The following is a 19,192-nucleotide window of genomic DNA, read 5'->3' as shown; positions in this document are numbered from 1 at the left end:
TGCCGCTACCGCACCACCCGCGATGTGATGCTCAACCCGCTGAACATATCAGGGGTGACCATGACCACTGAACCCGACGGTCGTTCACTGTTGCGGATGCGTTTTGCCTGCAGCACCCAGGCGGACTAGTCCCATGCTGACCTCAGCCACCTGAGTCTTTATCTCGGGGCGGATGCGCCCGTCAGCAGCCAGCTGCACCTGATGCTGACCAAACGGCAGGCTGCCCTGTATATGCGCCTGCCCGGGCAGACCGACCGTATCCGGCTTGACGGGTATTTCTCGCCGGGCGGATTTGCGGAGGAAGACGGGCTGTGGCCGAAAGGGGAAACCGCGTTCAGTGGCTACCAGCTGCTGCTGGAATACTTCACCTTCCGCGACAAGTTTATGTTTGTCCACCTCAACGGTCTGGACGGGATTACGCCGCCTGCCGGGGCAGAGTACTTCGACATCGAAGTGGTGTTCAGTACGCCGTGGCCATCTGACCTGCCGGTCACCGATGACGCGGTTCGTCTTCACTGTGTGCCGGTAATTAACCTGTTCACCCTGGAAGCGGACCCGCTCACCATTACTGGTCTGGAAAGTGAGTACCTGTTGCGCCCCAAGCGCCTGCAGGACGGGCATACCGAGATTTATGCCGTGGATTCAGTTACCGGCTCAAACCGCACCAGTGATGCCGAATACGTGCCGTTCAGCAGCTTCCGCCACAAGGGCGGGATGATGCGCCGCCATGCACCACCGCGCTATTATCACACCCGTGTGAAGCGCAGTGTGACCGGGTTGTACGACACCTGGCTTATTCTCGGTGGTCACCAGTGGGAAGCTGATCGGCTGGTCGACCGTGAAGCCGTGTCGCTGCAAATCACCGGCACCAACGGTCAGCTACCGCGCCGGGCGCTGCAGAGCACGCTGCTCGACCGCTGTGAACAGGTGGTCAGCACATCACTGACGGTGCGCAACCTCTGCAAACCTACGCTTCCGGTTTATCCGCCTGCCGAAGATCGTTTCCACTGGCGGGTGCTGAGCCACCTCGGCTCCGGGTTCCTGAATATGATGAGCACCGCCGAAGTGCTGCGCGGGACGCTTGCGCTCTACAATTGGCAGGAGGGTGAGCTGAACACCCGTCGTCTGGAGGCGATTCAGCAGGTGGCACATCATCGCCTGCAGCGGTTCGAGCAGGGCTTCCTGCTGCGGGGTCTTGATATTGAGGTCACTCTCGACAGCAACGGTTTTACCGGCGAGGGCGATATTCACCTGTTCGGTGAAATGCTCAGCCGCTTCTTTGCGCTGTATGCCGATATGAACCAGTTCAACCAGCTCACCCTCATCGTTCAGCCAGAAGGAAAATGCATCCGGTGGAAAGAGAACCACAGTCCGCGCCTGCCCGGCTGATAGCGCAGTTGGGTAACCGGCTGCCGTACATGAACTTTTATCGCTTCTGCCAGGTACTGGAGCAGAGCCAGCCGGGTAAACCGGTTATCGGCAGCAACTGGCAGGTGCGTCATGAGCCGGTACGCTTCCGGCCACATCCGGGAATGGGTTTCCCGGCCTCTGAAATCAAAGGTGTGGAATTACCAGAGCATCCGCACCTGCCGCCGACGGTACGTATCACCTTTATGGGGCTTTACGGTGCAGAGTCTCCGCTGCCGACGCACTATATCGATGACATCGCCCAGCGCCGCGAAGGGTACGAGGCGACAGCGGATTTCCTCGATATCTTCAACCACCGGCTGATTGCCCAGTACTACCGCATCTGGCGTAAGCACTCGTACCCGGCGACCTTCGAAGAAGGCGGTAAGGATAAAACCTCGCAGTACCTGCTGGGGCTGGCCGGGCTCGGGATTGACGGCTGCACGGACAGTATTGCGGCCCCGGCTTCACGCTTTCTGGCGCTGCTGCCGGTGATGCTGCTGCCGGGACGGACCGCAGAAGGTATGGCCTCGCTGGTGCGCCTGCTGGCACCCAACACGCAGGCGAAAATCTGGCATTACGACAAACGCCGTGTGCCGCTGAAGAAACTGCTGACCATGAGTGTCAGCCAGCCTGTCACTCTGACAAACCGCCCGGTGATGGGCAACTATGCCACCGACGTGAACAGCCAGGTGCTGATGCGCCTGACTACCACGGACCCGGCTGAAGTGCAGGGCTGGTTACCAGGCGGGGAGCTTCACACGGATTTAATGGCACTGCTGCATGTGTATCTTGGGTCGCGCCTCGATGTCCGCCTGCAACTGTGTATCGACCGTAGCCTGCTGCCGGACGCGACGATGAGGACTAAACCTAAAGCTGGCGCAGTGCAACTGGGTCGCACTGCCGTGATGCGCCCTCTTAATGCGGCGAACACTGCCGCACACCCCAAAACCATAACCATCAATCTTGGCCGCTATGAGCGGGTACAGGAAAATATTCACCGCAGGGAGACCGATGAAGATGGCGATTATCGCTGGTAAATTTACTCAGATTGCGCTGGCTGCGGGTATCACACTGATACTGGTGGGCTGTGGGCTGACTCAAAAAGTGACAGACGGCACCGTTGCTGTGACCAAATCGATTTTTTATAAGCAGGTAAAAAACCTGCATTTGGATATACGCGCCCGCGAAGCCGTGAACAGCAATGCCAGCGGCGTGGCGTTGTCCACGGTTGTCAGGGTTTATCAGTTGAAAGACCGCAAGACCTTCGACAGTACGGACTACTCGTCACTGTTTAAGGCTGACAGTCAGGCTATCAAGGCAGATCTGGTCGCGGAGAAAGATATCCGCCTGCAGCCGGGTGGGGCGGTGATGGTGGATATGCCGATGGAGAAAAGCGCACAGTATGTGGCGGTGGCCGGGATGTTTATGTCGCCGGATCAGGTGAATAACACCTGGCGGGTGGTACTGAGTCGCGATGACCTTGACCCGGACAAAGCCCGGGTGATTGAGGCTGGTAACAACCGACTGACCCTGCAGGCGCTGAAAGATGAATGAGTCCCCCCGTCCTTCGCTGTATGAAACGCTCTACGGCAACGTTATCGGCGGTCTCGGCCTTGACCAAATTAGTGAAGAAAATCAGGTCATCCTCTCGATACTGGATAACATTCAGCGCGTTCTTAACTGCCGTGCGGGTACGCTGGCGCACTTGCCGGACTACGGCCTGCCAGATATGACCAAAATCCTCCAGGGGATGCCGGGTACCGCCCATGAGCTGATGGGGACATTGTCTGCCGTCCTGCACAAATATGAACCCCGTTTGAAAAAAATAGCCGTTGTCCTGCTGGAGCAGAACGTCCCGGGTGAACTGCGCTATGTCATTGATGCTGAGCTCAAAGGTATTGGTCTGGTGCGTTACGGAACCGAGTTTATGCCCGAGGGGCGGGTCCTGTTGCGGTACCTGAAGCAACAGAAGTATCTCGACACGACAACCCGTATGTAAGGCCGGGTAGCACTATGTCAGTAAAATCACCGTGCCTCAAAAATCTTCCATAGTTTCAGACTCGTCAAATGGATATCTGGTCATGAATGACATTACCCCACATAAAATTAAAGCCGGCGGCGATCCGCGTACCCTGCCGGATTATGCAGCCTTGCGTGATGAACTGAGTAAGTTGACCCATCCGGCGCGCCCGGATGTGAACTGGCAATACGCCGAAAAGCTCTGCCTTTCATTATTTGAAAAAAACGGTGTTGAACTGCAGACGGCTGCCTGGTATACGCTTGTGCGGACGCATCTGGCCGGATTGTCTGGTTTGAATGAAGGACTGGTAATACTGGAGGTGATGATTGGTCATCGGTGGGGTGCACTCTGGCCTCAGCCTGTACATGCCCGCATGGAAATCCTCAGTGGTCTGAGTCAGCGTCTGCAGCAACGGATGCGCACGCTCCTGCTGAATTACAGCGACCTCTACCAGCTATATCGGGCAGAGCAGTTGCTTACCGGTCTCTGTGTCGTGCTAGAGCGCCTGGGACTTAAACACCTGAGTCAGTTTGATGTCTTGCGTGCGCTGATGCAGAACAATGCCGTCCGGCTGGAAAACGGTGATGACACCTCCTGTTGTGCTGGTGCGATCATTGAGCCTGGTATCGTGCTGCCTGCTACGGTAATGAAGAGGGCGGGGGAAGCAACGAGCGCCCTTGCCGGTCATCCGCCTGAAGGGAGTGACGTGCCGGATAGTACAGAGATGGAGGGGGATGTCGCGCAATCAGAACGGCAGGCGAATATCGAAGTCCAGGCGGCAATGCCCGCGCCGGTAAAAAAATCGAAATCCTTCGCCGCCGGGATGTGCACCATGCTGGTGATCAGCGCGGCGACGGTGTGGGGTTGGCATATCTTACTTCGGTCTGACCCACTCCAGACTCAGCTCTCAGCCTCACTGGCACCGTTACCTGCAACACTCACACCTACGCAACTGGATGTGTTGCGCCAGCGATCCTCGTTATCACCTGCGGTAATCACACAAACGCAGCAGCAGCTTGCCCGACTGGACAAGCTTCCCCCGGACTGTAATATCGCCTGGGGCAGGCAGCTTCTGGAACAGGCTCAGGCGCTGTGGCCAGAGCAAGCAAAACCTCTGGCACAACACTGGCAACAACGCCTTAATGCTGCCGTATTGCCAACAGAACAGTTGAATGGCTGGCATCAGGGAATGACGACGCTACAAAAACTAAGTGAGAGGCTGAACGGGCTTGATGAGCAGAAGGGTAAATACATGACGGTCAGTGAGCTGAAATCAGTGGTCTTTTCCGCTATGCAGTCCTTTAATCAATCCATTCCCGCTGAAGAGCGATTGCGGGCATTATCACAAATACCCGCGGGCAAACCTTTACCGGTTGCTGACAGGACTCAACTGGAGATGCATCTGAAGCAGTTAGCTGCCCGCTATGCCGAAATAAAACAGAACGCATCTGAATGAAATTATATTATTCAGTTTATTACTGTAATAACCGCGCCAGATAGCCTGTCGGAGATTTACTCTCTCCTGAACATCGATTCTCTTCTGTTCCGGTATACACCGCCCGACAGTTGGCAAGTCTGTAAGTATGAGCAATAGATGTTTCATGTACGGGTACTGTGAGCCATTAGTGTTGACCATGAGAGAGAAAAAGCGTCTGGATATAAAGGGTCAAATCCAGTCTGCGGGCTTTGCAGCCTCGACCTGGCGTGCATTCAGCGGTATTTGAGAGCCTCACTGTTTATTGAACAGAATAAACCCACACTAAGACCTGCAAACGCTCATTACTTTACGTTAAAACCGTAGACATCGGTTGATACTCCATGGCCATAGTCGAAGGTTTACTACGGATTACGAGGGAGGCGATTGAATCCGAAAGAGGTCGGGAGAGGCATATATGGTGTCCCCTGCAGGAATCGAACCTGCAACTAGCCCTTAGGAGGGGCTCGTTATATCCATTTAACTAAGGGGACGAAGCGGCGGGAGTATAGCGTTTTTTTCCTTGTCCGTTAAGCATCTATGGATTAACTGCTTAAACTGTCGCCACTTAAGGATGTTTTTTCGCCTTGAGCCGCTCTTTTTTGGCGTTGCTCATGTCATTACGAATCTGCGCATGACTGAGTAGCGCAAAAATAAAAGTACCGCCGCAAATGTTGCCAGCCAGCGTCGGCAGCGCGAAGGGCCAGATGAAATCCTGCCAGGGTAGCGAGCCGTTGAAGACTAGGTAAAAAATCTCGACGCTGCCAACGACAATATGGGTAGTATCAGCAAGCGCAATCAGCCAGGTCATCATGATGATCACCACGATTTTTGCCGCGCCGGCGGCGGGAAACATCCAGACCATGGTTGCCACCAGCCAGCCGGAAATAATCGCATTGGCGAACATTTCAGATGGCGTATTTTTCATGACCTTTAAACTGATCTCCTGAAACGCGCCGCGGGTGGCATCGTCAAAAATCGGCATCATATTAAAGGCCCAGGCCGCAATTGCCGTACCGACCAGATTGCCGATAAGCACCACGCCCCAGAGCCGTAACAGGAGGCCGATATTCCCGGAGGTGGGTTTATGCATGATGGGTAATACTGCGGTGACGGTATTCTCGGTAAACAGTTGCTGGCGAGCCAGGATGACAATAACAAACCCGAAGGTATAACCCAGATTCTCCAGTAAATACCCTCCGGGGATCTCACCCAGGTGAACATGGAAAATCCCTTTAGCCACCATCGATGCCCCCATCGACAGACCGGCGGCTACCGCCGACCACAGAAGAGCAAGGGCATCGCGCTCCAGCTCTTTTTCCCCCTCCTGACGGATCTCTTCATGGGTGGCCATCGCCCGCGAGGGCAGGCGCTTCTCGTTGACCTCAATCGGTTCACCATCCTGTTTTTCGTCGCTTTCAACCTCCACATCTTCGTTATGATGGCGATCGTGAGCGTTGAGATCTGTCGTCATGGAATTTCCTCCTGCATTTTTTTGTTCTCATAAGCGTAGAGAGGTTTCATCCGGCTGGCCCGGAATAACCTCCTAAATTTTTACTAATGGCAAGATTAGCAATACGGATATTGCAAAATATGTATAGAATCAGGGCGCAACAATTATGCCAAAGAAGGCTATGCTGAAAGCAGGCACCAGATTGCAATTTGCTTCGGGCGGTATCGTAATGGCGGCTGTAGTCCCCGGATAACCCACAGCAATAGCCAAAATTAACAGGGAGACACCTATGAATTTTCGCCTGTCGGCGCTTGCGCTTGGCGCTACATTGCTGGTGGGATGTGCCAGTTCCAGCTCTGGCGATCTGCCGCAGGGGCATTCAGACCCGCTGGAAGGGTTTAACCGTACGATGTTCAACTTCAACTTTAACGTGGTGGATCCGTACGTGCTGCGTCCGGTTGCCGTTGCCTGGCGTGATTATGTCCCGCAGCCGGCGCGCAACGGGCTGAGTAACTTTACCAGCAACCTTGAAGAACCGGCGGTGATGGCGAACTACTTCCTGCAGGGCGATCCCTATAAAGGTATGGTGCACTTTACCCGCTTCTTCCTTAACACTCTTCTTGGGATGGGCGGCCTGGTTGATGTCGCTGGAATGGCGAACCCGAAACTGCAGCGTGTTGAACCGCATCGCTTTGGTAGCACCCTGGGCCACTATGGCGTGGGTTACGGCCCTTATGTGCAACTGCCGTTCTATGGCAGCTTTACGCTGCGTGATGAAGGTGGTGATATGGCTGATGGTCTTTATCCGGTGCTTTCCTGGCTGACCTGGCCGATGTCCATCGGTAAGTGGGCGGTTGAAGGGGTTGAGACCCGTGCCCAGTTACTGGATTCCGACGGCCTGCTGCGCCAGTCTTCCGACCCGTATATCATGGTTCGCGAAGCCTACTTCCAGCGTCATGACTTTATTGCCAACGGCGGTAAACTCACGCCGGCTGAGAACCCTAATGCTCAGGCGATTCAGGGCGATCTGAAAGATATCGACTCGCAGTAAACAAAATTAAAGATGACAACAAAAAAGGGTGAACTCGCGTTCCCCCTTTTTTTATACTGCCAGATCTATCAGAAGCGGTAGTTGAAGTTCGCGCCGTACAGCCAGGCTTTGCCTTCAGAACGGAAGGTGTAAGGACCTTCTTTAATTTCTACATGCTGACCGTGCATGTATGAAACACCCACATCAACCGAAGCATCTTTGTTGAAGGCATAGGTGGTCCCCGCGCTCAGCCACAGACGATCCTGATCCGGGATGGAGATAGAACGAGTGGCAGCAGGTACCGGGCTATCATCGAAGGCGATACCGGTACGGAAGGTCCAGTTATCGTCGTAGTAATAGGTGGTGCCCAGCGCGATGCGGTAGGCGTCCTTAAAGCTCTCGTCTTTATAGAACAGTGTTTGGCCGTTGCTGCCGGTCGCTTTCAGCTCCTGGAACTGGCTCCAACTGGTATAAGCAAGGCTATAGTGCACGGCCCATTTTGGCGCCACGCGGTTGTAACCTGACACTTCCCACATTTCTGGCAGGTTCAGCGTCAGAGAGCCCGGGATTGTCGAACCGCCGGTTGGGTAAGGGAAGCCCGGCACAGCCGTATTCATATTGCTACGATAATCACCGTCGAAATCGATTTTAACTTCAGACCGGTAGGTTAGGCCGTAGCGGTTGTTTTTGTCCACTTCATACAGAATGCCCGCGTTCCAGCCAAATCCCCACTTATCACCTTTCAAGCGAGCAATCTGTTGATCCGCTGGAATCGCTGCGAGCTGCTGCGCTTTGGCAATCGCTGCTGGCCGCGCAGCAGCTGGTAAATTAGGCACCTGCTGCATAATCTGGCCCGCAGCGAGCATACCAGCATCACCAGCATAACGTTCAATTTTCGCCTTGGCGTAGATCGCATCAAAGCCAAGACCAAAACTCCAGTGGTCGTTAAGGCGATAAGCACCGCTCAGGTTCAGGTTGACAGTTGTCAAATCTGTTTGGCCGCCCATGGTCCCGGCAGCATAATCGTCGGCGTACTCGGTAGCCAGACCGTAGTTAGAAGTAATTGAAGCCCCCCAACCAAACTGATCGTTAATCGGGGCAACGTAATGTAAATTCGGCACCCAGGCGGTGGGGGCAATATTGTCAGCATTCAGACTTTTGCCAGATGGCGACTTGCCAGAAATATTCACATCGGGATCAATAAATATCGCACCGGCGGACATTGTCGGGCGATCGAACATCATAATCAATGCGGGGTTACGGCTGACATTGCCCGCGTCGTCAGCAATCGCACCTTCACCGGAATAGGCGCGGCCGAGACCTGATGAAGAGAATTCATTTAACTGAAAGCCTGCTGACCAGGCCTGTGTTGAAACAAGTGCTACAGCCACTGCGAGGGCAGATTGGGTAAAGCGGGTTTTCTGGCTCATGCCCATAACCTCATTGAGTTATTTTTATTTAAACTATGTTACATGCCGTAACAGAAGCGCGAAGTGTAGGGTCTGCTTTACGACAGAGAAATCAGACCAGTGCGCTGAGTATAGGTCTGACCAGATGAGATGTTGCAAGTTTGTTTATGAAGTTTTTCAATTGTGATACGAAAAAAGAGATCCAGTTAGCAAAAATACCCTCGTTCGCCTTATCTAAACAGGGCGTTTTTTGTTTTGGATCATTTTTAAGTGTGATTTCGGTCACTTAGGACCTTTGTCGCCATTAACGACTGGAGGCCGGGAAGCGCCGCGCGTAAAATAACCTCATTATTTGTCTGGCACCTTGAGTGCATATACAGAGGAAATCTACGATGAGTAAATGTAGTGCTGATGAAACCCCGGTTTGCTGCTGTATGGATGTTGGCACCATTATGGACAACACTGATTGCACCGCCTCTTACAGCCGGGTTTTTGCCCATCGCGCCGAAGCGGAACAAACTCTCGCCGCGTTGACTGAGAGAGCACGTGGCGTGGAATCTGAACCGTGCAAAATTACCCCGACCTTTCGCGACGTTGAAGGCGGTGTACAGATGGATATCGATTTTGTCTTCTGTTGTGAAGCCGAAACGCTCATTTTCCAACTCGGTCTGCGTTAATTTCTCCTCAACGCCCCTCCCGTCAGGGGCGTTATCTTCTCCTTCCTGTGTGTTTTGGCTCCCACTTTTTCTCTTCGCCGATTGGCTTAATGTAAAAAATTAGTTAAAACTGATATCAGGTCAGACCACTTGGTTTTATCGGTTAACAGGGGAAAGTCATGAGTCAGGCATTACCGCTTGTCACCCGCCAGGGCGATCGCATTGCCATTGTCAGCGGTTTACGTACGCCGTTTGCCCGTCAGGCCACGGTATTTCACGGTGTTCCCGCCGTTGATTTGGGGAAAATGGTTATCAGCGAAATGCTGGCTCGTAGCGATATCCCCCCGGAAATGATTGAGCAGTTGGTATTTGGCCAGGTGGTGCAGATGCCCGAAGCACCCAATATTGCGCGCGAAATTGTGCTTGGCACCGGCATGAGCGTACATACCGATGCTTACAGCGTAAGTCGGGCCTGCGCCACCAGTTTTCAGGCTGTCGCCAACGTCGCGGAGAGTCTGATGGCGGGAACGATCCGCGTAGGCATTGCCGGCGGGGCCGACTCTTCATCCGTTCTGCCTATCGGCGTCAGTAAAAAGCTGGCCCACACGCTGGTGGATGCCAATAAAGCGCGCACTCTCGGGCAGCGTCTGAAGCTTTTCTCCCGTTTACGGCTTCGCGATCTTTTACCGGTACCGCCTGCGGTGGCTGAATATTCGACCGGGCTACGGATGGGGGATACCGCAGAGCAAATGGCAAAAACATGGGGGATTACCCGCGAGCAGCAGGACGCGCTGGCGCACCGTTCGCACCAGCTGGCGGCGAAAGCCTGGGAAGAAGGGAAGCTGGCCTCTGAGGTGATGACCGCGTATGTGCCGCCGTTCCGTGAGCCGCTGGAAAACGACAACAATATTCGTAAAAATTCAACTCTGGCTGATTACCAAAAGTTACGTCCCGCTTTTGACCGCAAGCATGGTTCGGTCACTGCGGCAAACAGTACGCCGCTAACCGACGGTGCCGCAGCGGTGATCATGATGACCGAGTCTCAGGCCAAAGCGCTGGGCTTAACGCCGCTTGGCTACCTGCGTAGCTACGCCTTTACCGCCATCGATGTCCGCCAGGATATGCTGTTGGGGCCGGCGTGGTCAACGCCGCTGGCGCTGGAAAGGGCGGGGCTGACGCTGGCTGATTTAACGCTTATCGATATGCATGAGGCTTTTGCCGCGCAGACGTTGGCAAATCTTCAGTGCCTGGCCAGCGACCGCTTTGCCCGTGACGTTCTCGGGCGCTCGCAGGCGACCGGAGAAGTCGATGAAAGTAAATTCAATGTTCTCGGTGGTTCCATTGCTTACGGACATCCTTTTGCCGCTACCGGCGCGAGGATGATTACCCAGACGCTGCATGAACTGCGGCGCAGGGGGGGTGGATTTGGCCTGGTTACCGCCTGCGCGGCGGGTGGCCTCGGCACGGCGATGATTCTGGAGGCGGAATAATGGACATGGCATCGGCTTTTACCCTTGATATTCGTCCAGACAACGTTGCCGTCATCACCATCGATTCTCCCGGTGAAAAGATGAATACCCTGAAGGCTGAATTTGGCCAGCAGGTGCGGGCGATCGTGCGACAGATTCGTGATAATAAATCCCTCCGCGGCGTCGTGCTGATTTCCGCAAAGCCGGACAATTTTATCGCCGGCGCGGATATCAATATGATTGCCAGGTGTGCCACTGCTCAGGAAGCGGAAGCGCTCGCCCGCCAGGGGCAACAAATTATGGCCGAGATCCATGGGCTGGCGATTCCGGTGATTGCCGCTATCCACGGCGCCTGCCTGGGCGGTGGCCTTGAGCTGGCGCTGGCCTGTCATGGACGAGTCTGCAGCGATGATGATAAAACACGTCTGGGTTTGCCAGAGGTCCAGTTGGGGCTGCTGCCGGGCTCTGGCGGTACCCAGAGACTACCCCGACTGATCGGTGTCAGCAGTGCCCTGGAGATGATTCTGACCGGCAAGCAGCTTCGTGCGCGTCAGGCGTTAAAAGCGGGGCTGGTGGATGAGGTGGTTCCGCAATCGATTATGCTGCAGACGGCGGTGGAACTGGCGCTGAAAGGACGGCCGACGAGCCGCAGTATGCCGATTCGCGAGCGCGTGCTTGCCGGGGCGCTGGGCCGCAGCCTGTTGTTTCGGCTGGTGGCGAAAAAGACCCAACAGAAAACCCAAGGCAACTATCCTGCTGCCGGGCGTATTCTGCAGGTGATTGAAAATGGATTGGCCCACGGTTGTAGCAGCGGCTACGCCGAGGAAGCGCGGGCCTTCGGTGAGCTGGTGATGACGCCGCAATCCCAGGCATTAAGATCGATATTTTTTGCCAGTACCGATCTGAAGAAAGATTGCGGCGCCGATGCGCAGGCTGGGCCGCTGAATCGCATCGGCGTTCTCGGCGGTGGTCTGATGGGCGGTGGAATTGCTTATGTTACCGCCTGTAAAGGCGGGCTTCCGGTGCGTATCAAAGATATTCAGGCCCGGGGAATTAACCATGTGCTGAAATACAGCTGGGATCTGCTGAATAAGCAGGTTCGCCGTCGCTATCTGCGGGCCAGCGAGCGGGATCGTCAGCTGGCGCTGATTTCCGGTACCACGGATTATCAGGGGTTTGCCCGTCGCGATGTGGTGATCGAGGCGGTCTTCGAGGATTTAGCCCTTAAACAGCGGATGGTGGCCGAGATCGAAGCACACTGCAGCCCGCAGACGATCTTTGCTTCCAATACCTCTTCGCTACCCATCGGCGACATTGCGGCGCAGGCCAGTCGACCAGGGCAGGTGATTGGCCTGCATTTCTTCAGCCCGGTAGAGAAAATGCCGCTGGTTGAAGTGATCCCTCATCAGCATACCGATCCGCAGACGATTGCGACGATCGTGAAGCTGGCCAAAATGCAGGGGAAAACGCCGATCGTTGTGGCGGACACCGCGGGTTTCTACGTTAACCGTATCCTGGCACCCTACATCAACGAAGCGATGCGTCTGCTCATGGAAGGCGAGCCCATCGAGCATATCGATAAATCATTGGTGAGGTTCGGTTTTCCTGTTGGGCCGATTCAACTGCTGGATGAAGTCGGAATTGATACCGGGACCAAAATTCTGCCGGTACTGGAGGCCGCGTGGGGAGAACGTTTTAGCCCGCCTGCAAACATCATTGATGCGATCTTGAATGACGATCGCAAAGGTAGAAAAAATAGCCGCGGTTTCTATCTTTATGAGACAAAAGGGCGTACAAGCAAAAAACGGCCTGATGCTGCGGTCTATTCGCTGCTGGGCGTTTCTGCGCCGCAGGTGCGCTTATCCGCACAGCAGATAGCCGAGCGTTGTGTGATGATGATGCTTAACGAAGCCGCACGCTGCTTCGATGAGCAGGTCATCCGCGGTGCTCGCGATGGCGACATTGGCGCCGTGTTTGGTATTGGCTTCCCGCCGTTTCTTGGCGGCCCGTTCCGTTATATGGATAAGCTCGGGGCGGGTGAAGTTGTTGCCATCTTGCAACGTCTGGCCGCTCAGTACGGCCCACGGTTTACCCCATGCGAAAATTTATTACGCATGGCCGGGCAGGGGGCAACCTTTTGGCCCGCAGCTGAACGGATGACCTAAGTTCTGGTCAAAGAAGATAAATCCGGCGATGAATGACGCTGTTGGCTGGCTGTTTTGTAAACAATCATTGACTATACTTACGCCATTGAGGTAAAAAACAGCGTTTCATTCGTTGGATGGATCAGGCACAATGCCCGGCCACCGGGTCGACTGCGTGCTATCTACGCAGGTAAGACTGCGGTGCTTCTGGTTAACAAAAGCGGTGCAATATGCAAGTTTTTATCATGCGTCACGGCGACGCTGCCCTCGATGCAGCCAGTGACTCGGTTCGTCCCTTAACCGTTTGTGGTTGTGATGAGTCCCGTCAGATGGCAACCTGGCTGAAAGGTCAGAAAGTGGATATTGAACGGGTTCTTGTCAGTCCTTACCTGCGTGCTGAACAGACGTTGGATGTGGTAAGAGAGTGTATGGACCTGCCCGAAAATGTCGACGTGATGCCGGAGCTCACGCCGTGTGGCGATGTTGGCATGGTCAGTGCCTGGCTTCAGACGCTGGCCAATGAAGGCGTTTCAACGGTGCTGGTTGTTTCGCACCTGCCGCTGGTGGGGTACCTCGTCTCAGAGCTGTGCCCGGGAGAAACTCCCCCGATGTTCAGCACTTCGGCTATTGCCTGCGTCACCCTTGATGTTGATGGCAAGGGCGAGTTCAACTGGCAGATGAGCCCCTGCAATCTGAAGATGGCGAAAGCTATCTGACTCCCCGGGGCGTCCGTATTACGGAAGCTCCGGCGGCTGCCACTCTTCAACTTCAATCAGCACCAGCAGTGCGGCGTCCCCGCCGTACTCTTTTGGCGCCTGATGAAAAGCCATTATGTGCGGATGTTGCGCAAGCCAGAGCGGCGTTTGCTGCTTGAGGATGTGTTTCCCGTGCCCGTGCATTACGCAGGCGCAAAAGACATGCTCGCGACGGCAGGCGGCGATCAGCGCCCCCAGCTCCTGCTTCGCCTGCTGCTGGGTTAACCCGTGCAGATCGAGAAACAGCTCTGGTGAATAATCCCCGCGGCGCAGTTTTTTCAGTTCAAAATGGCTTACATCCGGGCGAACATATTTTACCGCCCCTTCGGTATTTAGCAGCGGCTGAAACTCATCGGAAAAATAGTGGCTGTTATCAGCCTGCTCCTGAAGCAAGCGCTTTGGCGGTACCTCGGTGATTTTCTTGCGCAGCGGGCGGTGCACGATGGTGTCTTGCTTAATCTGACGCGTGCCGGTCATTAACTGCCGGAACAATGCCTGATCCTCGTCGCTTAGCGATGTTTTCTTTTTCATTGCCCACTCTCATCATTTCTTTTCTCTAGTTTACCCGACTCGGCCTCTGTTCAGGCAAGCAAAACGTATTTTTCCCCTCCCGCCCGACGTAAGAATGCTGATTTATCGCCGTCTTCATGGCAAACTAGCCGCCGAATTTACAGTAGAGCGTGTCCTGGAGGATGGCGTGGATAAAATTTTTGTTGATGAAGCGGTCAATGAGCTGCATACCATTCAGGACATGCTGCGTTGGGCGGTCAGTCGTTTCAGCGCGGCGAATATCTGGTACGGCCATGGCACGGACAACCCGTGGGATGAGGCGGTACAGCTGGTCATGCCATCGCTCTACTTGCCGCTGGATATCCCGGAGGATATGCACTCCGCGCGTCTGACTTCCAGCGAGAAACACCGCATCGTTGAGCGCGTGATTCGCCGGATCAACGAACGTATTCCGGTTGCCTATTTGACCAATAAAGCCTGGTTCTGCGGCCATGAATTTTTCGTGGACGAACGGGTGCTGGTGCCGCGTTCCCCGATCGGTGAGCTTATCAATAATCACTTCGCCGGCCTGATTGACCACTCACCGCAGCACATTCTGGATATGTGCACCGGCAGCGGCTGTATTGCGATCGCCTGCGCTTACTCTTTCCCGGAAGCGGAAGTGGATGCGGTGGATATCTCCGTTGATGCGCTGGCCGTTGCCGAGCAAAACGTTGAAGCGCACGGTTTGATCCATCAGATCACGCCGATTCGTTCCGATCTGTTCCGCGACCTGCCGAAAGTGCAGTACGACCTGATCGTCACCAACCCGCCGTACGTTGATGAAGAAGATATGTCCGATCTGCCTGGCGAATATCGTCATGAGCCGGTACTGGGCCTGGCTTCCGGCAGTGATGGTCTGAAGCTGACGCGCCGTATCCTCGGTAATGCGCCGGATTATCTCAGCGACAACGGTATTCTGATTTGTGAAGTCGGTAACAGCATGGTACATCTGATTGAACAGTATCCGGACGTGCCGTTTACCTGGCTTGAATTTGAAAATGGCGGGGATGGCGTCTTCATGCTGACCAAAGCACAGCTGATCGCCGCCCGCGCGCATTTCGGCATTTATAAAGACTAAAAAACAACACGCAAACATGACGGAGCCGTGATGGCAGGAAACACAATTGGACAACTTTTTCGCGTCACTACCTTCGGCGAGTCGCACGGTCTGGCGCTGGGCTGCATTGTTGACGGAGTGCCGCCGGGCATTCCGCTGACGGAAGCTGACCTGCAGCACGATCTGGATCGTCGTCGTCCGGGGACGTCGCGCTACACCACGCAGCGCCGTGAACCGGATCAGGTGAAGATCCTCTCTGGCGTATTCGAAGGGGTAACCACCGGTACCAGTATCGGATTACTGATTGAAAATACCGACCAGCGCTCTCAGGATTACGGTGCGATCAAAGACGTATTTCGTCCTGGGCACGCCGATTACAGCTACGAGCAGAAATATGGCCTGCGCGATTATCGTGGCGGCGGGCGTTCCTCAGCGCGTGAAACCGCGATGCGGGTGGCGGCTGGCGCGATTGCCAAAAAGTATCTCGCGGAAAAATTCGGTATTGTTATCCGCGGTTGTCTGACCCAGATGGGCGAGATTCCTCTGGCGATCAAAGACTGGCAGCAGGTTGAACAAAACCCGTTCTTCTGCCCGGATCCGGATAAAATCGAGGCGCTTGATGAGCTGATGCGTGGCCTGAAAAAAGAGGGCGATTCCATTGGTGCAAAAGTGACCGTGGTCGCCGACGGCGTGCCTCCTGGATTTGGTGAGCCGGTATTTGACCGTCTGGATGCCGATATCGCCCATGCGCTGATGAGCATCAATGCGGTGAAGGGTGTGGAAATTGGCGATGGTTTTGAGGTGGTGAAACTGCGCGGCAGCCAAAACCGTGATGAAATCACCAAAAACGGTTTCCAGAGCAACCATGCAGGCGGCATTCTTGGCGGTATCAGCAGCGGTCAGCAGATCGTCGCGAATATTGCGCTGAAGCCGACCTCCAGCATCACCGTGCCGGGCCATACGATTAACCGTCACGGTGAAGAAGTTGAGATGATCACCAAAGGGCGCCACGATCCTTGCGTGGGCATCCGCGCGGTGCCGATCGCGGAAGCTATGCTGGCGATCGTGCTAATGGATCACTTTATGCGTCAACGCGCGCAAAATGGCGACGTGACGACATCAATTCCTCGCTGGTAATCGATGAAAAAAACCGTTATCGCTCTGCTGGCGCTGGTCGCCAGCTCTGCCTGCCTTGCGGCGACGCCATGGCAAAAAATCACCCAGCCGATTAGCGGCAGTGCGCAGTCAATTGGCGCATATGCGAACGGCTGCATTGTCGGCGCGCAGGCGCTGCCGCTGAGTGCGAGCAGTTACCAGGTCATGCGCACCGACCAGCGCCGCTACTTTGGCCATCCGGACCTGATCCAGTTTATTCAGCGCCTGGGCAATCGGGTGCAGAGTCAGGGAATGGGGACGCTGTTGATTGGCGATATGGGGATGCCGGCAGGCGGGCGCTTTAACGGCGGCCATGCCAGTCACCAGAGCGGGCTGGATGTTGATATTTTCCTTCAACTGCCGCAGACGCGCTGGAGCGCAGCACAGCTCCTGAAACCGCAGGCGCTGGATCTGGTGGCTCGTGACGGCAAGAACGTGGTTCCGTCACTGTGGAGCCCGCAAATCAGCCATCTGATTAAACTGGCGGCAGAAGATGACGACGTCACGCGTATCTTCGTGAATCCGGCAATCAAGCAGCGGCTCTGCCTGGATGCTGGCAACGATCGTGGGTGGTTACGCAAAGTCCGGCCGTGGTTCCAGCATCGTGCGCACATGCACGTTCGTCTGCGTTGTCCGGCAGGTAGCCTGGAGTGCGAAGAACAGGCGCCACCGCCGTCAGGCGATGGCTGCGGCGCGGAGCTACAAAGCTGGTTTGAACCCCCGAAACCTGGGACAACCTCTCCTGTGAAGAAGACGCCGCCTCCGCTGCCGCCTTCCTGTCAGGCGCTACTGGATGAGCATGTGCTGTAATGGAAAGCTTTATTGAGCTATTTATGGTGTCGCCGACGGTACTGGCGGCACTGTTTTTCGTGGCCGTTCTGGCGGGATTTATTGATTCTCTGGCGGGCGGCGGCGGGCTGCTGACGGTTCCGGCGCTGATGGCGGCAGGGCTGTCTCCGGCGCAGGCGCTGGCGACAAACAAGCTGCAGTCCTGTGGGGGATCGCTTTCTGCATCGCTCTATTTTATCCGCCGCAAGGTGGTCAACCTGGCGGATCAGAAGCTTAATATCCTGATGACGTTTATCGGCTCAACCTCCGGTGCGCTGCTGGTGCAGCACGTCCAGTCCGATATTCTGCGCCAGATCCTGCCGGTGCTGGTAATCGGCATTGGCCTGTACTTCCTGCTGATGCCAAAATTAGGCGAAGCAGACCGTCAGCGTCGTCTGTATGGCCTGCCGTTTGCCCTGATCGCCGGCGGCTGCGTAGGTTTTTATGATGGTTTTTTCGGCCCAGGCGCCGGCTCTTTCTATGCGCTGGCTTTCGTCACTCTTGCCGGATTTAACCTCGCCAAATCAACCGCTCACGCCAAGGTGCTCAACGCGACGTCGAATATCGGTGGGTTGCTGCTGTTTATCATTGGCGGCAAAGTGATTTGGGCGCCCGGATTCGTGATGATGGCGGGGCAGTTTATTGGCGCCCGCGCCGGTTCACGGCTGGTTCTGAGTAAAGGACAATCGTTGATTCGTCCGATGATTGTGGTTGTCTCCGCCGTGATGAGCGCGAAACTTCTTTATGACAGCCACGGTGCTGAAATTCTTCAGTGGTTGGGAATTCATTAATGCAACAGCAACACCATTATCAGCAGCTGATCGCTATTTTTGACGGCTGCTTTGCCGATGATTTTAATACCCGTCTGATTAAAGGCGATGACGAACCGATCTATCTTCCAGCAGATAGCGACGTGCCGTATAACCGCATTGTGTTTGCTCATGGCTTTTACGCCAGCGGTCTGCATGAGATTTCTCACTGGTGCATCGCGGGCAAAGCGCGTCGCGAACAGGTTGATTTCGGCTATTGGTACTGTCCGGATGGCCGTGATGTCATGACCCAGTGTCAGTTTGAAGATGTTGAGGTGAAACCCCAGGCGCTGGACTGGCTGTTTTGCGTGGCGGCAGGTTTTCCGTTCAACGTGAGCTGTGACAATCTGGAAGGCGACTTCGAACCTGATCGGATTGCCTTTCAGCGGCGAGTTCACGCACAGGTTATGACCTTGCTGGAGAATGGGATCCCTGAACGTCCGGCGCGCTTTATCCGCGCGTTACAAGAATATTATCAGACGCCGCCACTGACGGCAGAACAATTCCCGTGGCCGGAAGACCTGCAATAAAGCCACGTTTGACACTAAAAGAGGAAAGACAATGCTCGCGGAGTTTGAATCACGCATTCTGGCGTTGATTGATGAAATGGTAGACCACGCCAGTGATGATGAACTGTTTGCCAGCGGCTATCTGCGCGGCCACCTGACGCTGGCGGTAGCCGAGCTGGAAGGAGGGGACGATCACTCTGCGAAAGCAATCAACGAGCGGGTGATACGTAGCCTGGAGAAAGCGATCGGTGCAGGCGAACTGTCGCCGCCGGACCAGATTCTGGTGCAGGGAATGTGGAATAATTTATATCAGCGGGCAAAACAATAATCCTCTGAGCGCCGGACCTGAAAACCCGGCCGGGCAGCGCGACGCCGGGTATCACCCTGATGTCGCGCTGCTGTGGTCTTAACCGAACGCACTCACCGCCGTTCGGCTTATTTCACCGCTTTTCCCTTCAGCAG

18 protein-coding genes, 1 tRNA gene and 1 pseudogene are annotated in these 19,192 nt (G+C 55.1%); 16 read left to right on the top strand and 4 right to left on the bottom strand.

Annotation, left to right across the window (positions count from 1 at the left end; translation table 11 throughout):
- From tssF to ACZAHD_RS15195, 5 genes and pseudogenes are all read left to right on the top strand, one after another.
- A pseudogene (gene tssF / locus ACZAHD_RS15215) lies at positions 1 to 1,389 on the top strand (type VI secretion system baseplate subunit TssF); the annotation flags it as partial.
- The gene (gene tssG / locus ACZAHD_RS15210; RefSeq protein WP_462457519.1) at positions 1,344 to 2,447 is read left to right on the top strand and encodes a type VI secretion system baseplate subunit TssG; all 1,104 of its coding nucleotides are present in this window, start codon (positions 1,344 to 1,346) and stop codon (positions 2,445 to 2,447) included. The pseudogene tssF and the gene tssG, both read left to right, overlap by 46 nt.
- A complete protein-coding gene (gene tssJ / locus ACZAHD_RS15205) occupies positions 2,428 to 2,964 on the top strand; it encodes a type VI secretion system lipoprotein TssJ (protein WP_462457520.1) in 537 nt (178 codons plus the stop codon). Before tssG ends, tssJ begins: the two co-directional genes overlap by 20 nt.
- Positions 2,957 to 3,409, top strand: coding sequence for a type VI secretion system baseplate subunit TssE (gene tssE / locus ACZAHD_RS15200; RefSeq protein WP_462457518.1), 453 nt, complete (start codon positions 2,957 to 2,959; stop codon positions 3,407 to 3,409). The genes tssJ and tssE overlap by 8 nt, the downstream gene beginning before the upstream one ends.
- 82 nt (positions 3,410 to 3,491) lie before the next feature.
- Positions 3,492 to 4,886 carry a VasL domain-containing protein gene (locus ACZAHD_RS15195; protein ID WP_462457517.1) on the top strand — a complete coding sequence of 465 codons (1,395 nt, stop codon included), beginning with the start codon at positions 3,492 to 3,494 and terminating at the stop codon, positions 4,884 to 4,886.
- A 437-nt stretch (positions 4,887 to 5,323) separates the two neighbouring features.
- Here ACZAHD_RS15195 and ACZAHD_RS15190 read toward each other — a convergent pair.
- Both ACZAHD_RS15190 and ACZAHD_RS15185 read right to left on the bottom strand, forming a co-directional pair.
- Positions 5,324 to 5,398, bottom strand: a tRNA-Arg gene (locus ACZAHD_RS15190).
- Positions 5,399 to 5,472: 74 nt separating this feature from the next.
- Positions 5,473 to 6,378 carry a formate/nitrite transporter family protein gene (locus tag ACZAHD_RS15185; protein WP_462457516.1) on the bottom strand — a complete coding sequence of 302 codons (906 nt, stop codon included), beginning with the start codon at positions 6,376 to 6,378 and terminating at the stop codon, positions 5,473 to 5,475.
- A gap of 268 nt (positions 6,379 to 6,646) precedes the next feature.
- Between ACZAHD_RS15185 and mlaA the strand changes: the two genes are divergently transcribed.
- Positions 6,647 to 7,408 carry a phospholipid-binding lipoprotein MlaA gene (gene mlaA, locus ACZAHD_RS15180; RefSeq protein ID WP_462457515.1) on the top strand — a complete coding sequence of 254 codons (762 nt, stop codon included), beginning with the start codon at positions 6,647 to 6,649 and terminating at the stop codon, positions 7,406 to 7,408.
- Between the two features lie 68 nt (positions 7,409 to 7,476).
- Here mlaA and fadL read toward each other — a convergent pair whose 3' ends face one another.
- Positions 7,477 to 8,817, bottom strand: coding sequence for a long-chain fatty acid transporter FadL (gene fadL / locus ACZAHD_RS15175; RefSeq protein ID WP_462457514.1), 1,341 nt, complete (start codon positions 8,815 to 8,817; stop codon positions 7,477 to 7,479).
- 371 nt (positions 8,818 to 9,188) lie between these two features.
- Here fadL and ACZAHD_RS15170 point away from each other — a divergent pair, with 371 nt between their 5' ends.
- From ACZAHD_RS15170 to sixA, 4 genes are all read left to right on the top strand, one after another.
- On the top strand, positions 9,189 to 9,473 hold the full coding sequence (locus tag ACZAHD_RS15170) for a YfcZ/YiiS family protein (protein WP_462457513.1): 285 nt from the start codon (positions 9,189 to 9,191) through the stop codon (positions 9,471 to 9,473).
- 158 nt (positions 9,474 to 9,631) lie between these two features.
- Positions 9,632 to 10,942, top strand: coding sequence for an acetyl-CoA C-acyltransferase FadI (gene fadI, locus ACZAHD_RS15165; RefSeq protein ID WP_462457512.1), 1,311 nt, complete (start codon positions 9,632 to 9,634; stop codon positions 10,940 to 10,942).
- Positions 10,942 to 13,086, top strand: coding sequence for a fatty acid oxidation complex subunit alpha FadJ (gene fadJ, locus ACZAHD_RS15160; RefSeq protein WP_462457511.1), 2,145 nt, complete (start codon positions 10,942 to 10,944; stop codon positions 13,084 to 13,086). Before fadI ends, fadJ begins: the two co-directional genes overlap by 1 nt.
- 209 nt (positions 13,087 to 13,295) lie before the next feature.
- The gene (gene sixA, locus ACZAHD_RS15155) at positions 13,296 to 13,781 is read left to right on the top strand and encodes a phosphohistidine phosphatase SixA (RefSeq protein WP_462457510.1); all 486 of its coding nucleotides are present in this window, start codon (positions 13,296 to 13,298) and stop codon (positions 13,779 to 13,781) included.
- Between the two features lie 18 nt (positions 13,782 to 13,799).
- On the opposite strand, the gene smrB is transcribed toward sixA, so the two are convergent.
- Positions 13,800 to 14,351, bottom strand: a complete 552-nt coding sequence (smrB, locus tag ACZAHD_RS15150) for an endonuclease SmrB (RefSeq protein WP_015583758.1) — start codon at positions 14,349 to 14,351, stop codon at positions 13,800 to 13,802.
- Positions 14,352 to 14,517: 166 nt separating this feature from the next.
- On the opposite strand from smrB, the gene prmB reads away from it, so the two are divergent.
- The 6 genes from prmB to ACZAHD_RS15120 are packed head-to-tail and all read left to right on the top strand — an operon-like array spanning position 14,518 to position 19,058.
- Positions 14,518 to 15,450, top strand: coding sequence for a 50S ribosomal protein L3 N(5)-glutamine methyltransferase (gene prmB / locus ACZAHD_RS15145; protein ID WP_462457509.1), 933 nt, complete (start codon positions 14,518 to 14,520; stop codon positions 15,448 to 15,450).
- A 30-nt stretch (positions 15,451 to 15,480) separates the two neighbouring features.
- Positions 15,481 to 16,566 carry a chorismate synthase gene (gene aroC, locus ACZAHD_RS15140; protein ID WP_462457508.1) on the top strand — a complete coding sequence of 362 codons (1,086 nt, stop codon included), beginning with the start codon at positions 15,481 to 15,483 and terminating at the stop codon, positions 16,564 to 16,566.
- Positions 16,567 to 16,569: 3 nt separating this feature from the next.
- A complete protein-coding gene (gene mepA / locus ACZAHD_RS15135; protein ID WP_462457507.1) occupies positions 16,570 to 17,394 on the top strand; it encodes a penicillin-insensitive murein endopeptidase in 825 nt (274 codons plus the stop codon).
- Positions 17,394 to 18,203, top strand: coding sequence for a sulfite exporter TauE/SafE family protein (locus ACZAHD_RS15130; RefSeq protein ID WP_462457506.1), 810 nt, complete (start codon positions 17,394 to 17,396; stop codon positions 18,201 to 18,203). The genes mepA and ACZAHD_RS15130 overlap by 1 nt, the downstream gene beginning before the upstream one ends.
- Entirely contained in the window at positions 18,203 to 18,751 is a 549-nt protein-coding gene (locus tag ACZAHD_RS15125; protein ID WP_462457505.1) for an elongation factor P hydroxylase, read from the top strand. The genes ACZAHD_RS15130 and ACZAHD_RS15125 overlap by 1 nt, the downstream gene beginning before the upstream one ends.
- A gap of 31 nt (positions 18,752 to 18,782) precedes the next feature.
- On the top strand, positions 18,783 to 19,058 hold the full coding sequence (locus ACZAHD_RS15120; RefSeq protein ID WP_462457504.1) for a YfcL family protein: 276 nt from the start codon (positions 18,783 to 18,785) through the stop codon (positions 19,056 to 19,058).
- Positions 19,059 to 19,192 lie beyond the last annotated feature (134 nt).

The organism is Raoultella sp., from assembly GCF_039594335.1.
Taxonomy (GTDB): domain Bacteria; phylum Pseudomonadota; class Gammaproteobacteria; order Enterobacterales; family Enterobacteriaceae; genus Klebsiella.
This window is presented reverse-complemented; position numbering and strand designations above follow the sequence as displayed.

Excerpts from the sequence above, each read along its gene's own strand:
- ACZAHD_RS15125 (WP_462457505.1), top strand. The coding sequence starts at position 18,203 with ATGCAACAGCAACACCATTATCAGCAGCTGATCGCTATTTTTGACGGC.
- ACZAHD_RS15170 (WP_462457513.1), top strand. The coding sequence starts at position 9,189 with ATGAGTAAATGTAGTGCTGATGAAACCCCGGTTTGCTGCTGTATGGAT.
- tssJ (WP_462457520.1), top strand. The coding sequence starts at position 2,428 with ATGGCGATTATCGCTGGTAAATTTACTCAGATTGCGCTGGCTGCGGGT.
- sixA (WP_462457510.1), top strand. The coding sequence starts at position 13,296 with ATGCAAGTTTTTATCATGCGTCACGGCGACGCTGCCCTCGATGCAGCC.
- fadL (WP_462457514.1), bottom strand. The coding sequence starts at position 8,817 with ATGAGCCAGAAAACCCGCTTTACCCAATCTGCCCTCGCAGTGGCTGTA.
- ACZAHD_RS15185 (WP_462457516.1), bottom strand. The coding sequence starts at position 6,378 with ATGACGACAGATCTCAACGCTCACGATCGCCATCATAACGAAGATGTG.
- fadJ (WP_462457511.1), top strand. The coding sequence starts at position 10,942 with ATGGACATGGCATCGGCTTTTACCCTTGATATTCGTCCAGACAACGTT.
- smrB (WP_015583758.1), bottom strand. The coding sequence starts at position 14,351 with ATGAAAAAGAAAACATCGCTAAGCGACGAGGATCAGGCATTGTTCCGG.
- ACZAHD_RS15195 (WP_462457517.1), top strand. The coding sequence starts at position 3,492 with ATGAATGACATTACCCCACATAAAATTAAAGCCGGCGGCGATCCGCGT.
- aroC (WP_462457508.1), top strand. The coding sequence starts at position 15,481 with ATGGCAGGAAACACAATTGGACAACTTTTTCGCGTCACTACCTTCGGC.
- tssE (WP_462457518.1), top strand. The coding sequence starts at position 2,957 with ATGAATGAGTCCCCCCGTCCTTCGCTGTATGAAACGCTCTACGGCAAC.
- ACZAHD_RS15130 (WP_462457506.1), top strand. The coding sequence starts at position 17,394 with ATGGAAAGCTTTATTGAGCTATTTATGGTGTCGCCGACGGTACTGGCG.
- ACZAHD_RS15120 (WP_462457504.1), top strand. The coding sequence starts at position 18,783 with ATGCTCGCGGAGTTTGAATCACGCATTCTGGCGTTGATTGATGAAATG.
- mlaA (WP_462457515.1), top strand. The coding sequence starts at position 6,647 with ATGAATTTTCGCCTGTCGGCGCTTGCGCTTGGCGCTACATTGCTGGTG.
- fadI (WP_462457512.1), top strand. The coding sequence starts at position 9,632 with ATGAGTCAGGCATTACCGCTTGTCACCCGCCAGGGCGATCGCATTGCC.
- mepA (WP_462457507.1), top strand. The coding sequence starts at position 16,570 with ATGAAAAAAACCGTTATCGCTCTGCTGGCGCTGGTCGCCAGCTCTGCC.
- tssG (WP_462457519.1), top strand. The coding sequence starts at position 1,344 with ATGCATCCGGTGGAAAGAGAACCACAGTCCGCGCCTGCCCGGCTGATA.